12 protein-coding genes are annotated in these 13151 nt (G+C 74.0%); 4 read left to right on the forward strand and 8 right to left on the reverse strand.

Features of this window, described 5'->3' with window-relative positions:
* Positions 1–46: 46 nt before the first annotated feature.
* The 4 genes from ACI8AG_RS09920 to ACI8AG_RS09935 all read right to left on the reverse strand — a co-directional run bounded on the left by ACI8AG_RS09920 (position 47) and on the right by ACI8AG_RS09935 (position 5040).
* Positions 47–1939: a penicillin-binding transpeptidase domain-containing protein gene (locus ACI8AG_RS09920; protein ID WP_456596904.1), complete on the reverse strand. Its 1893-nt coding sequence runs from the start codon at positions 1937–1939 to the stop codon at positions 47–49.
* A gap of 30 nt (positions 1940–1969) precedes the next feature.
* Complete coding sequence (locus tag ACI8AG_RS09925) at positions 1970–2821, reverse strand: GNAT family N-acetyltransferase (protein WP_456588766.1); 852 nt, start codon at positions 2819–2821, stop codon at positions 1970–1972.
* A gap of 3 nt (positions 2822–2824) precedes the next feature.
* The gene (gene ispG, locus ACI8AG_RS09930) at positions 2825–3985 is read right to left on the reverse strand and encodes a flavodoxin-dependent (E)-4-hydroxy-3-methylbut-2-enyl-diphosphate synthase (RefSeq protein WP_456596905.1); all 1161 of its coding nucleotides are present in this window, start codon (positions 3983–3985) and stop codon (positions 2825–2827) included.
* 101 nt (positions 3986–4086) lie between these two features.
* Positions 4087–5040, reverse strand: a complete 954-nt coding sequence (locus ACI8AG_RS09935; RefSeq protein ID WP_456596906.1) for a LysR family transcriptional regulator — start codon at positions 5038–5040, stop codon at positions 4087–4089.
* A 73-nt stretch (positions 5041–5113) separates the two neighbouring features.
* On the opposite strand from ACI8AG_RS09935, the gene ACI8AG_RS09940 reads away from it, so the two are divergent.
* A complete protein-coding gene (locus tag ACI8AG_RS09940; RefSeq protein ID WP_456596907.1) occupies positions 5114–6019 on the forward strand; it encodes an EamA family transporter in 906 nt (301 codons plus the stop codon).
* Here ACI8AG_RS09940 and ACI8AG_RS09945 read toward each other — a convergent pair.
* On the reverse strand, positions 6003–7349 hold the full coding sequence (locus ACI8AG_RS09945; RefSeq protein ID WP_456596908.1) for a M50 family metallopeptidase: 1347 nt from the start codon (positions 7347–7349) through the stop codon (positions 6003–6005). The two genes, ACI8AG_RS09940 and ACI8AG_RS09945, sit on opposite strands and share 17 nt — an antisense overlap.
* Positions 7350–7374: 25 nt before the next feature.
* A complete protein-coding gene (dxr, locus tag ACI8AG_RS09950) occupies positions 7375–8571 on the reverse strand; it encodes a 1-deoxy-D-xylulose-5-phosphate reductoisomerase (RefSeq protein WP_456596909.1) in 1197 nt (398 codons plus the stop codon).
* 282 nt (positions 8572–8853) lie between these two features.
* Between dxr and ACI8AG_RS09955 the strand changes: the two genes are divergently transcribed.
* The 3 genes from ACI8AG_RS09955 (at position 8854) to ACI8AG_RS09965 (ending at position 11114) form a co-directional block, all read left to right on the forward strand.
* Positions 8854–9762: a hypothetical protein gene (locus ACI8AG_RS09955; RefSeq protein WP_456596910.1), complete on the forward strand. Its 909-nt coding sequence runs from the start codon at positions 8854–8856 to the stop codon at positions 9760–9762.
* A gap of 89 nt (positions 9763–9851) precedes the next feature.
* Positions 9852–10751: an LCP family protein gene (locus ACI8AG_RS09960; protein ID WP_456596911.1), complete on the forward strand. Its 900-nt coding sequence runs from the start codon at positions 9852–9854 to the stop codon at positions 10749–10751.
* 60 nt (positions 10752–10811) lie between these two features.
* Positions 10812–11114: a DUF2631 domain-containing protein gene (locus tag ACI8AG_RS09965; RefSeq protein ID WP_456588774.1), complete on the forward strand. Its 303-nt coding sequence runs from the start codon at positions 10812–10814 to the stop codon at positions 11112–11114.
* Positions 11115–11166: 52 nt separating this feature from the next.
* On the opposite strand, the gene ACI8AG_RS09970 is transcribed toward ACI8AG_RS09965, so the two are convergent.
* Together ACI8AG_RS09970 and rlmN are read right to left on the reverse strand one after the other, a co-directional pair.
* Entirely contained in the window at positions 11167–11883 is a 717-nt protein-coding gene (locus ACI8AG_RS09970) for a VIT1/CCC1 transporter family protein (protein WP_456596912.1), read from the reverse strand.
* Entirely contained in the window at positions 11880–13058 is a 1179-nt protein-coding gene (rlmN, locus tag ACI8AG_RS09975; RefSeq protein WP_456596913.1) for a 23S rRNA (adenine(2503)-C(2))-methyltransferase RlmN, read from the reverse strand. Before rlmN ends, ACI8AG_RS09970 begins: the two co-directional genes overlap by 4 nt.
* Between the last annotated feature and the right edge of the window lie 93 nt (positions 13059–13151).

Here is a 13151-nt window from a genome sequence, read left to right on the forward strand (position 1 = left end):
CGCCCTCACTCCCCCGGCGCGAGGCGGGATCCGGACGCAGCGACGCTCAGAGTGCGCCGAGGAACGCGTCGGTGACCGCGACCGCGGCGCTGCTGGACTGCCCGCCCTCGACGAGCACGGCGAAGGCGATGTCACCGGCCGGTCCGGCGACCTGGTACCCGGCGAACCAGCCGTGGGAGTCCGGCGGCGTCTTCGTGCCGTACTCCGCGGTGCCGGTCTTGCCGTGGACCTCGCCCCGGTCGGCCAGGGCCTGAGCGGTCCCCGACAGCACGACCGCTCGCATCATCGGCCGCAGCGCGTCGAGGACCGCGGCCGATGGCCCGGCCGGAACCGGCCCCGCCGCCTCGGCGCCGACCACCTCGACCGGCGCCACCGGCGTGCCCCCGGCGACACCGGCCATGACGAGGGCCATCTGGGCCGGGCTCATCAGCACCCGGCCCTGGCCGATCGCGTCGGCCGCCTTGCCCGTGCCCGTGCTGTCACGCGGGACGCTGCCGCCGAAGATGTCGACCGGCAGCTCCCAGTCGGTGCCCACGCCGTAGGCCGCCGCCGCCTCGGCGAGCGCCGGGTACGGCAGCTCGAGGGCCTGCTGGATGAAGGTCGTGTTGCACGACTGGGCGAAGGCCTCGGTGAAGGGGACGGTGCCCAGGTCGAACTGGTCCTGGTTCTCGAACTCCCGCCCCTCCACCGTGGTCGTGGCCGGGCAGGCGACCGGCGTCTCCGGCGTCAGGCCACCCGCCGTCAGCAGGGCGGTGGCCGTCATCGTCTTCATGCTCGATCCGGGCGGGAACTGGCCGCGCAGGGCGTTGCCCGGGTCCGCCGCCTCGTTCGAGGAGACAGCGAGGATCTCGCCCGTGCCGGGGCGGACGGCCACCAGGTGGGTGGGGCGGGACTCCCCCGCCACGGCGGCGTCGGCGGCGTTCTGGATCTCCGGCACCAGGGGGGTCTGCACCGGCTCCCCGGCGACCGGGGCCACCGAGGCGATCTCCCGGCCTGCATCACCGGTCGCCTCGTCGGTGCTGACCACCGACACGGTGAACCCGGGTGTGCCGGTGAGCTGGTCCTGGTACGCCCGCTGCAGCCCGGACAAGCCGAGCTGGTCACCGGCGGCGTACCGCGGCTGCCCGTCCACCGAGGTCTCCTCGATGATCTCCGCGGTCGCCGGCCCCACCCGGCCGAGCAGGGCCGAGGCGAACCGCGCCGTCGGGGCGAGCAGACGGGTCTCGGTGGGGAAGACCGCACCGGGCAGGTCGAACACCTGCGCGCGGATCTCCTCGAAGTCGGGGCGGCGCAGGGAGATCACCGGCACGAACTGACCCTCCGGCGCCGCCTGGACGTCCGCGACGATCTCCTGGGGATCGATGCCGGTGGCCGCCCCGAGCGCCGACGCCAGCGACGGCAGGTCGGTGACGCGGGCCGGGTCGACGCCCACGTTGACCACCTCGGTGGGGGTGAACAGCGGGGCACCGGTCGCATCGGTGATCGGCGCACGATCGGGCAGGGTGCGGTCGAGCTCGAAGTGCTGACCCTCCGCCAGCTCGGGGTGCACCATCGCGGGCTCGGCGACCACCTCCCAGGCGTCGTCGCCCTCCCGCAGCCGCAAGGTGGCCTCGTAGCTCCACTCCGGTGCCGCGGCCAGGTCCCAGGTCGCGGTCCACCCGACGGTGGCCGCGCCGTCGTCGACGGTCACCTCGCCGACCTCGGTGGCCAGCTCGGCGCCGGGCAGGTCATCGGCCGTCTGCGCGAGCAGCGCCGCCGCGGCGTCGGGATCGGTGGTCGCGCCGGCCGCCGCAGGGACGTCGCCCGCCGCCCAGTCGTCGAGGAACGCCTGGGCCGCGGCCCGCACGTCGTCCTCGCTGTTGCCCGAGCAGCCGGCCAGCACCGGGCCGGTCAGCACGAGGAGGGCGGCCGGGAGAGCGAGACGTCGTCGTGTCGACACGGTCACAGGTTGTCAGACGGATCCGATGGCTCAGAAGAGGACGCTCGCGTACTCGCCGACCTCGCGGAACCCCACCCGACGATAGGACGCGCGGGCCCGGGTGTTGTAGTCGTTGACGTACAGGCTGACGACCGGCGCGATGGCGGCGCGGGCGTACTCGACCACCGCTGCGGTGCAGGCCGTGCCGATCCCCCGGCCGCGCAGGGTCGGCGCGACCCACACGCCCTGCACCTGGCAGGCGGCCCGGCAGACCGCGCCGATCTCCGCCTTGAACAGCACGCGCCCGTCCTCGATCCACGCCAGCGACTGGCCGGCCCGGACCAGCTCGTCGACCCGCGCCCGGTACCCGGCGCCCCCGTCGACCCGGAGCGGGCTGACCCCGACCTCCTCGGTGAACATCGCGACGGCCGCCGGCAGCAGGACCTCGAGCTCGTCCGGGCGCACCGGCCGCACCCGGGGCTCGGGCGCGACGGCGGGCGGGCCGTCGATCGCCAGCAGCGGCTGCCGGGGCCGGTGGTCGCGGGCCGGGCCCCAGGAGGGCTCGAGCAGCTCCCACAGCGGCGCCACGGCGGCCGACGGGCCCACGATCGTGGAGCAGCGGCGCCCGGCCCGGCGGGCCCGCTCGGCGAAGGCGACGGCGGCGGGCCGCTCGGCCCCGGGCCGGGCGAACGGGACGAGGTTGGCGCCGGCCAGGCACACCGCGTCCAGCTCGCGGCCACTGCCGATGCCCCAGAGCGGGGCTCCGAGGGCGGGCGCCGCCGTCCCCGCGACCTCGACCCGTCCCGCGAGCACGCAGGCAGCGACCGGGTCGGTGGCCAGCAGCCGGTGCACCGCCGGCTCGTCGGCCTCGTCGAGGACGCGGGCGCTGGGCGTTCGGAGCACGGGTCAGCTGACGGTGACGACCGGCGGCCCGGAGGGCTCGCCGGCGTCGACGTGCTCCCCGGCGATCCGCATGGCCTCCTCGATGAGGGTCTCGACGATCTGTGACTCCGGCACGGTCTTGACGACCTCCCCCTTGACGAAGATCTGGCCCTTGCCGTTGCCCGACGCCACGCCCAGGTCGGCCTCGCGCGCCTCACCCGGACCGTTGACGACGCACCCCATGACGGCGACGCGCAACGGCACCTCCATGCCCTCCAGGCCGGCGGTGACCTCGTTCGCGAGCTTGTAGACGTCGACCTGGGCCCGGCCGCAGGACGGGCAGCTGACGATCTCCAGCCCGCGCTGCTTGAGGTTCAGCGACTCCAGGATCTGGTTGCCGACCTTGACCTCCTCGGCCGGCGGCGCGGAGAGCGAGACGCGGATGGTGTCGCCGATGCCCTGGCTCAGCAGCGCCCCGAAGGCGACGGCGGACTTGATGGTCCCCTGGAAGGCGGGGCCGGCCTCGGTGACGCCCAGGTGCAGCGGGTAGTCGCACTGGGCGGCCAGCAGCTCGTAGGCGCGGACCATGACCACCGGGTCGTTGTGCTTGACCGAGATCTTGATGTCGCGGAAGTCGTGCTCCTCGAACAGCGAGCACTCCCACAGCGCCGACTCGACCAGCGCCTCGGGCGTGGCCTTGCCGTGCTTGGCGAGCAGCCGCTTGTCCAGTGACCCGGCGTTCACGCCGATCCGGATCGGGACGCCGGCGTCCTTCGCGGCCTTCGCGATCTCGCCGACCTTGTCGTCGAACTTCTTGATGTTGCCCGGGTTGACGCGGACGGCGGCGCAGCCGGCGTCGATCGCGGCGAACACGTAGCGCGGCTGGAAGTGGATGTCGGCGATCACCGGGATCTGCGACTTCTTCGCGATGATCGGCAGCGCCTCGACGTCGTCGGTGTCGGGCACGGCGACCCGCACGATCTGGCACCCCGACGCGGTGAGCTCGGCGATCTGCTGGAGGGTCGCGTTGATGTCGGCGGTCTTGGTCGTGCACATCGACTGCACGCTGACCGGGTGGTCGCTGCCCACGCCCACGCCACCGACCATCAACTGGCGGGTCTTCCGGCGCGGGGCCAGGACGGGCGGAGGAGCAGCGGGCATGCCGAGGCCCACGGGGATCGCCATGGGGCCAGTATCCCCCGCGGCGCGATCGATGCTGGTGGCGCTGCTGTGACGTCGGTCGGGCTGGACGACGACGACCGCGCGGCGCCGCGCCGGCCGACCGGTCAGGCGCGGCCGGCGTCGCGGTCCCGGTAGGGCTCCGCCTCCGCCACGAGCTCGCCGAGCACCGTCTGCACCGCGCGCCGGGCGGCCTTGTCCGGGCGTGCCAGCGCCTCGACGATCCGCCCGGCGCGGAGGTCGGCCAGGGGCACCAGCGCCAGCCGCCCCTCGGCCCGCTCCCGGGTCGTGTGCCGCGGCAGCAGTGCGATGCCGTGCCCCCGGGCGACGAGCTTCTCCATCAGGGGCAGGTGCGTGGTCCGGCGCACGACGCGGACCGGTCGCCCCGCCCGCGCGGCGATCGCCGTCAGCACCCGGTCGATCGGGAACTCGGCCGGGGGCGCGATCCACTGCTCGCCGATCACGTCGAGCGGGCTCACGCGGGCCCGCCGGGCCAGCGGGTGGTCCAGGGGCAGGGCGACGTCCAGCGGCTCCCGCAGGAGCAGCCGGACCTCGGCACCCGCCCGGTCCGGGGGCACCACGTCGTCGGACCGGTGCGCGACCACGATGTCGTAGCCCGCGGTGAGCGCCGCGAAGCCGTCCTGCGACACGTCCTCGTCATACGTCTCGAGGGCGATCTGCGGAACCGCGGCCAGCCGGTCGAGCAGCCCGGGGACCAGCAGCTCGCCGGCGGAGTGGAAGACCGCGAGGCGGACCGTCCCGCCGGCGCCGCCGCGGTAACCGGCCCAGTCCGCCTCGGCGACGGCCAGCGCGGTGGCGACGCCGGTGGCGATGCCGGCCAGCGCCCTGCCGGCGTCGGTCAGGCGGACGCCCCGGCCGAGCCGCTCGACCAGCGGCACGCCCACCCGTCGCTGCAGCACCTTCAGCTGCTGGGACACCGCCGACGGCGTCCGCCCGGTGGAGCGAGCGGCGGCGGTCACCGACCCGTGCTCGGCCAGCTCGCGCAGGAGGAGGAGCTGCGCGGGGTCGACCCGGTCCCACAGGGCCGGGGCGTCGTTCATGTAGTGAACCTACAGGGACCGTTCACGACTTCGTGCTTGTCCTTCATCGAAGCGGAGACGCACGCTTTCTGGCGTGCCTCTCCGCGACCGCCTCCTCGCCTGCCTCGTCGCGGTGTGCTGGGGGTTGAACTTCCCGGCCACCGCCCTGGCGCTCGAGCAGTTCCCGCCGCTGTTCATGGTCGCCCTGCGCTTCGCCCTCGTGGGCCTGCCCGCGGTCCTGCTCATCCCCCGCCCTCCCGTTCCCCTCCGCTGGCTGATCGGGGTGGCGGTGGGCATCGGGATCCTGCAGTTCGCCTTCCTCTACGCCGGGATGGCCGCCGGCATGCCGAGCGGGCTGGCCTCCCTGGTGCTGCAGGCGTCGGCACCCTTCACCGTGCTCATCGCCGGCTTCTGGCTGCACGAGCGACTGTCCGCGCGGCAGCTCGCCGGGGTCGGTATCGCCGTCCTCGGCCTCGCCGCGATCGCGGTCCACCGGGCGCAGACGGCCGCCTGGCTGCCCGTGGCCCTCACCCTCTGCGGCGCGCTGGGCTGGGCGATCGGCAACGTCTGCAGTCGGCGGGCCCAGGCCCCGAACGCCCTGCACCTCACGCTCTGGACGGCGGCGATCCCACCCCTGCCGATGCTGGCCCTGGCGCTGCTCGTCGAGGGACCGGACCGCATCCTGCGTTCGCTGTCGACCGCGGTCACGGCCGAGGCGCTGCCGTCGGTGCTCGGCCTGCTCTACGTCGTCGTGGTGGCGACGCTCATCGGCTACGGCATCTGGAACACGTTGCTGTCGCGCCACCCGTCGAACGTGGTGGCACCGTTCTCCATGCTCGTGCCGGTGGTCGGCGTCCTCGCGTCGTGGCTGGCCTTCGGCGAGATCCTCGACCCGGTGGAGCTCGTCGCCGGCGGGTTCGTGGTGGGCGGCGTCCTGATCGCCTCCCGGCCGGTCCGCCGCACCGCGGCACCGGCCGCGCCGGTCACCCAGCCAGCCTGACCGGGTTGACCACGTCGGCGATGAGCAGCAGCAGGGACAGCCCCAGGAAGAGCCCGGCGACGGCGTAGGCGACCGGCATCAGCCGGGCGATGTCGAAGGGACCCGGGTCGGGCTTGCCACGCAGCCGTGCGACGACCGATCGCGCCTTCTCGTACAGCGCCCCGGCGACGTGCCCGCCGTCGAGCGGGTAGATCGGCAGCAGGTTGAACAGGAACAGCACCAGGTTCAACCCGGCCAGCAGCTGGATGAAGTACCCGATCTTCTGCACCGGGGACAACTGCTCCAGCGCGAAGACCTCGCCGGAGATGCGGCTGACGCCCACGACCCCGATCGGCCCCAGCGGGTCGCGCTCCTCACCCAGGAAGGCGGCGCGGAACAGCTGCGGCACCCGTTCGGGGATCTCGACCAGCCGGTCGACCGACCGGACCAGGATGTCGCCGAAGTGGCCGGGCACCTCGGCGAAGGACTGGCGCACCTCTCGCTGGAGGGGGCTGATCCCGACGAACCCGACGGTCTGGGTCGTCTCGCCGTCCTCGTCGGCGTAGACGAGGTTCTGGATCGGGGTGACGGTGAGGTCCACGCGTTCCCCGTCGCGCTCGACGGTGAAGACGACCGGCTCACCCGCGTTGGCCCGGATCGTCTCCTGCACCTGCTCCCAGCCGACGTCGGTCTCCCGGGGAACCGGCTCGCCGTCCAGGGCGACCACCGTGTCACCGGGCTGGAGCCCGGCCCGGACTGCGGGGCTGCGCGGCGGCAGGGAGCAGTCGGCCGCCCCGGCCTCGCAGCGCTCCCCCGCCGGCGTGATCGGGATCGAGCAGGGGTCCTCGGCCGTGGCGGTGGCGGCGCCCGCCGGCAGGACGCACTCGGGCACCTGACGGATCGTCGTGGTGATCTCCGGGATGCCGAAGCCGACCAGCACGACCGTGAAGAGGACGACGGCGAGCACCAGGTTGTGGAAGGGGCCGGCGAACATGACGATGACCCGCTGCCACCACGGCTTCTTCCAGAAGACGCGGTCGCCGTCCGTGGGCCGCACGTCGTTGAGCGCCTGCCCCCGCACCTCGGCGATGAAGCTGCGCATGCGGGTGGCCCGCTTGCTCTCGCCCTCCTCGGCCGGCGGGATCATGCCGACGATGCGAATGTAGCCGCCCAGCGGGATGGCCTTGACGCCGTACTCGGTCTCGCCGCGGCGCCGGGAGAACACGGTGGGACCGAAGCCCACCATGAACTGCGGCACCCGCATGCCGAACTTCCGCGCCCACCAGAAGTGGCCCGCCTCGTGGAAGGCGATGGAGAACATCAGGCCGAGGGCGAACAGGACGATCCCCACGACCGTCAGCAGGATCCCGCTCAGCTCAGCCTCCGGCGATGACGCCCCGGGCGTGCTCCCGGGCCCACTTCTCCGCCGCCAGCACGTCCTCGACGCAGGTGGGGGCGCCGAGGTCCGGCGCGGCGTCGAGGGTACGCGCGACGAGCTGGACGATTCCTGGGAACGAGAGGCGACCCGCCGTGAAGGCGGCGACGGCCTCCTCGTTCGCGGCGTTGTACATGGCGGGCACCACTCCGCCGGCCTCTCCCGCCGCGCGGGCCAGCCGCACGGCGGGGAACGCCTGCTCGTCCAGTGGGAAGAACTCCCAGGTGCTCGCGGTCGACCAGTCCAGCGGCGGCTGCACGTCGGGCAGGCGGTCGGGCCAGGCCAGCCCCAGGGCGATCGGCAACCGCATGTCCGGCGGGCTGGCCTGCGCGATCGTGGCGCCGTCGGCGAACGTGACCATCGAGTGGACGATCGACTGCGGGTGCACGACGACGTCGATGTCGGCGTAGGGGACGCCGAAGAGCAGGTGCGCCTCGATCAGCTCCAGCCCCTTGTTGACCAGGGTCGCCGAGTTGATCGTCACGACGGGGCCCATCGCCCACGTCGGGTGGGCCAGCGCATCCGCCACCGTGACCTCGGCGAGCTCGGCGGCAGTGCGGCCCCGGAACGGTCCCCCGCTGGCGGTGAGCACCAGCCGGGCGACCTCCACGCGCGAGCCGCCGCGCAGGCACTGGGCGAGGGCGGAGTGCTCGGAGTCGACCGGCACCAGCTGACCGGGGGCGGCCGCCGCGAGGACCAGGTCACCACCGGCGACGAGGGACTCCTTGTTGGCCAGGGCGACGGTGCGCCCGGCCCGCAACGCCGACAGCGTCGGCCCCAGCCCGATCGAGCCGGTGATCCCGTTGAGGACGACGTCGGCCGGGCGGGTCGCCAGCTGCTCGGCGGCGCGCGGGCCGGCGAGGATCTCGGGCAGCGCGAACTCCCCCTTGGCCCAGCCGCGCTGCTGCGCCGCGGCGTAGAAGGCCAGCTGGAGGTCCTGGGCGGCGGTGGCCCGCGCGACGGCGACGGTACGCACGCCCAGCGCCAGCGCCTGCTCGGCGAGCCGCCCGACGTCTCCTCCTCCTGCCGCCAGGCCGGTGATGCGGAGCCGGTCGGGGTTCTGCGCGGCGACGGCCAGCGCCTGCCGGCCGATGGATCCCGTGGAGCCGAGGACTGTGACCTCGCGCGGCTGGCTCATGCGGGCATCCTGCCAACCACGGGCGCCGATGGCGCCGGCGACGGGGGGATCGGGCGGGGGGCGCCACTGCTGCGCACGGTGACACCTCACCAACAAGCCCCGATCGCTTGGCAGGACATGCCATAGCGGGAACCGTCCGCTCCGCGCCCATGGTGCGATCTGGCCGAGCGATGTGAATTCTCGCGGCGTGTCGTGGGCGATTGGCTACATCTGATTCCTCTGCGTGCCGATACTCATCTCGACGGCTCGGGAGTCCGGGCCCCTGACACTCCGGAGCTCTCCATGACCCGCCACACCCGCAACCGCGTCGCCGCGGCGACCGGCCTGACCGCTGTCGCCAGCGTCTCGGCCGGCCTGCTCTTCGCCCCGACCGCCTTCGCCGCGCCCACTCTGCCCACCCCCACGATCGCCGACGCGACGGTGGAAGTGGGCAGCCCCATCGTCCTCTCCGGTACCGGATGCCTGGCTCCCGAGGGGGCCACCCACCCCACCGACGTCTACTTCGTCGGCCCCGACAGCTCCTTGTTCGACGGCTGGACCCAGGCCGAGGAGGACGGCAGCTGGACGCTCGAACTCGCCATGTACGTCGACATTGAGCCCGGCACGTACCAGCTCGAGGTCAACTGCGACTACTACACAGCAGACGGCCAGTACCCCCCGGTCACGGTCACGGTCGTCCCGCCCGGCTCGAAGACCCCCGCCCCGGAGAAGGAGGCCCCGGCCCCGGAGAAAAACTCCGCCCCCACGCCGACCGGCGCCATCCGCGGCGAGTCGGCCAACACCGCCGGTGTCGGCCCCGCGACCAGCACTGCGGCGAAGAGCGCCGCGCCCGGCCAGAAGATCGTCAAGGTCATCAAGGGCTTCAAGCCCGGCGAGAAGGTCACGCTGACCATGCACTCGACCCCGACCACGATCGGCACCTTCACCGCCGACGGCGACGGCGTCGTCACCGCGGAGTTCACCCTCGCCGAGGGCACCGCCGAGGGCACCCACACCCTCGTGTACGAGGGTGACCAGGGCACCTACTTCCAGGAGACCCTGGAGGTGGCGGCCGCCACCACCAGCACCGACAGCCTGGCCTACACCGGCGCCAGCGTCGGCCTGCCGCTGGCCCTCGGCGCCGGCCTGCTCGTCGCCGGTGGCGGTGCGTTGGTCGTCTCCCGTCGCCGCGCGGGGGCCTCGCAGGCCTGAGCATGACTTCATCGCACGACCCGGACGCCGGCCAGGAAACCCCTGGCCGGCGTCCGGCGCGTTCCGGACCGCCCAGGTACCGACTGCCGGTGGTGCTGGTGGCGCTGCTCGTCCTCCTCGGGCTGGTGGCCGCCGACGTCGTTCTCGTGTCGACGCGGATCGACTCCGTGGCGGTCGACCTCGCGGGCGGTTCCGGTGACGCCGACGGGCGGACGTGGGTCATCGTCGGCCTGGACTCCCGCGAGCGGCTCCCCGCGGGTGCCGACCCGCGCGACTTCGGCACCGTGGAGGCGGTGCCGGGCAGCCGGGCGGACGTCGTCCTGGTCGTGCACCAGACCAACACCGGGACCACTGCGTGGTCGGTGCCGCGCGACCTGCTCGTCCGTCACGGCCGCACCGCCAACCGGCTCGCCCTGAGCTGGCTGGACGGGCCGCAGGCCACCGTCGACGCGCTGTGCGGCCTCGGCATCCCCACTGACCACCTGCTGACCGTCGACCTCGCCGGCTTCGCCGAGGTGGTCGACGCCGCCGGGGGGCTGCACGTGGAGGTTCCCGAGCCGGTGCGCGACCCCGCCGCGGGGTTGCTGCTCGAGACGGCGGGTCGCACGCACGTCGACGGGGCGACCGCGCTCGCGCTCGTGCGCTCGCGCCATCCGGAGCACCTGGTCGATGGCGCCTGGGTCCCCGCACCCGTCGACCCGGACGGACGGGCGAGCGCGGCCGGCGACATCCTCGCCGCGCTGGCCACCCAGGTGCAGGCGTCGGGTGTGCAGCCCTGGCGGCTGCAGTCGGTGGCGTGGGCCGTCTCCGGCGCCCTGGCCGTGGACGGCGAGACCTCCGTGGTCGACCTGCTCGACCTGGCCCTCGCCGACGTCCGCGACGTGCGCGTGCTGCCCGTCGGCGACCCGGTGGGCTCCGGCCTGGCCCGCCTCCCGACGGCCGGCACCGCCGCCGCGCTGGCCGGGACCGGGCTCACCTGCGACGGCTGACGACCCGCCGAGGAGCCACCTCGGGGCGTGCGCGGGACCGGCTCCTGCCAGAATGGCGGGGTGACCGAGGCATTGCACTCCCCGTCGACCCAGCGGGTCAACCAGCCCGGCCGTGAAGAGGCCGTCGTCCGCGCCGGCGAGCACCCCGTGGAGCACGAGCAGCCCGAGGACTGGGGCTGGCACGGCGAGACCGGGAAGTGGGGCCAGATCGGCGGCTGGATCGCGACCGCGGTGATCCTGCTCTACCTGGTGGGCAACCACGAGGGCCGGGTGGAGGACCTCTGGCTGATCGGCCTCGCCGCGGTCATGGCGACGGTCCTCATCTGGGACATCCGCCGCAAGAAGACCGCCTGGCGCCGCTAGTTCCTTCGTCCGGGACGCCGCCACGGCGTCCCGGACGGCGAACGGCGCCGGATCAAGTGACCGCGACGCCGATCGCCGCACCGATCAGGTAGGTGACGCCCGCCGCGGCGGCGCCGAACAGCAGTTGGCGCAGGCCCGCATACCACCAGGGCCGTGGCGTGAAGCGCGAGGACAGCGCACCGGCCAGCAGCAGACCCAGACCCCCGCTGAGCAGAGCCACCCACAGGACCGGGGCCCCCAGGAAGTACGGCAGCAGCGGCAGCACGGCGCCCGTCGCGAAGGTCAGGAACGACGAGACCGCCGCCACCCGTGGGGAGGGGCGCTCCTCCGGGTTGACGCCCAGCTCGGCCAGCACGTGCAGCCGCAGGGCGATCTCCGGATCGGCCGACAGCTGCGCGGCGACCTGCCGGGCCAGCCGCGCGTCCACCCCGCGGTCCTGCAGCATCGCGGTCAGCTCCGCGAGCTCGCCGGCGGGGTTGCGGGTGAGCTCCCGCCGCTCCTTCTCGATCTCGAGGTCCAGCTGCTCGTTCTGCGTCTTGACCGAGGTGTACTCGCCCAGCGCCATCGAGACCGCGCCGGCGACCAGGCTCGCCACGCCGGCCAGGACGATCGCGCGCGGTGCGGCGCCGCCCCCACCGACCCCGGCGACCAGGGCCGTGTTGGTGACCAGGCCGTCCATGGCGCCGAACACCGCGGCCCGGAGCCAGCCGCCCGAGACGTCGCCGTGGGTGTGCTCGTGGACCTCGGCGTCGGGCAGCGCCGTGCTCACCCCTGGTCGGCCTCGGCGCCCAGCGGCACCGGCTCCTCGACGGCCGGGACGGGTATCGCGACGGCCGGCACGCCCTCCACCCGGTCGGCGGCGGCGAGCTGCCCGCAGGCGCCGTCGATGTCCTGGCCCCGGGTGTCGCGCACCGTGGTCGCGACACCGGCCGCCCGAAGCCGGGCGACGAACTCCCGCTGCGCGGGCAGCGGGCTGGCGTCCCAGGGGCTGCCCGGCGTCGGGTTCAGCGGGATGAGGTTGACGTGCGCGAGCTTCCCGGCCAGCAGCTTCCCGAGGAGGTCGGCGCGGAACGGCTGGTCGTTGACGTCGCGGATGAGCGCGTACTCCACCGAGTAGCGCCGGCCGGTCTTCCGCGCGTAGGCGTCGGCGGCGTCGATGACCTCGCCGACCTTCCAGCGGGTGTTGATCGGCACCAGGGTGTCGCGCAGCTCGTCGTCGGGGGCGTGCAGGCTGACCGCGAGGGTGACGTTGCGCCCCTCCTCGGTGAGCCGGCGGATCGCCGGCACCAGGCCGACGGTCGAGACGGTGACCGACCGCTGCGAGAGGCCCAGTCCGTAGGGGGCGGTGCCGAGCAGCGCGTCGAGGGTCTTGCGCACCCGGGCGTAGTTGGCCAGCGGCTCCCCCATGCCCATGAACACCACGTTGGACAGCCGCCCGGGCCCACCGGCGACCTCCCCGTTGGCCATGTCCCCGGCGGCCGCAACCGCCTGGCCGATGATCTCGGCCGCGGAGAGGTTGCGGGTGAGCCCGGCCTGGCCGGTGGCGCAGAACGGGCAGGCCATGCCGCAGCCGGCCTGGCTGGAGATGCAGACGGTGGCGCGGTCGGGATACCGCATGAGGACGCTCTCCACGAGCGCCCCGTCGTGCAGCCGCCAGAGCGTCTTGCGGGTGCGACCGTTGTCCGCGGTCTGGTGGCGGACGACGGTCAGCAGCCCGGGCAGCAGGGCCTCGCGCAGCGACTCGCGGGCGGCGGCCGGGATGTCGGTCATCAGTGCGGTGTCGGTGACCCCGCGGTAGAAGTGCCGGGCGAGCTGGTCGGCCCGGAACGCCGGCTGGCCGAGCTCGGCCACCGCCGCGCGGGCCTCCTCGCGGGTGAGATCGGCGAGGTGGCGCGGCGGCTTGCCGCGGCGGGGGGCATCGAAGACCAGGGGCAGGGCAGTCATAACCACTCCATGGTCCCACTCCCCCGGGCCACCGGGGCCGGTCCGGAGACCGAACTCACGCGAGCAGGGTGAATTCCTGGCAGGGTCTGGGGC

Source organism: Blastococcus sp. SYSU DS0552, assembly GCF_054050815.1.

What these genes read in the sequence shown, in the direction of transcription:
- ispG (WP_456596905.1), bottom strand. Translation starts at nt 3,985, where the DNA reads ATGGCGATCCCCGTGGGCCTCGGCATGCCCGCTGCTCCTCCGCCCGTC.
- ACI8AG_RS09935 (WP_456596906.1), bottom strand. Translation starts at nt 5,040, where the DNA reads ATGAACGACGCCCCGGCCCTGTGGGACCGGGTCGACCCCGCGCAGCTC.
- dxr (WP_456596909.1), bottom strand. Translation starts at nt 8,571, where the DNA reads ATGAGCCAGCCGCGCGAGGTCACAGTCCTCGGCTCCACGGGATCCATC.
- ACI8AG_RS09955 (WP_456596910.1), top strand. Translation starts at nt 8,854, where the DNA reads ATGACCCGCCACACCCGCAACCGCGTCGCCGCGGCGACCGGCCTGACC.
- rlmN (WP_456596913.1), bottom strand. Translation starts at nt 13,058, where the DNA reads ATGACTGCCCTGCCCCTGGTCTTCGATGCCCCCCGCCGCGGCAAGCCG.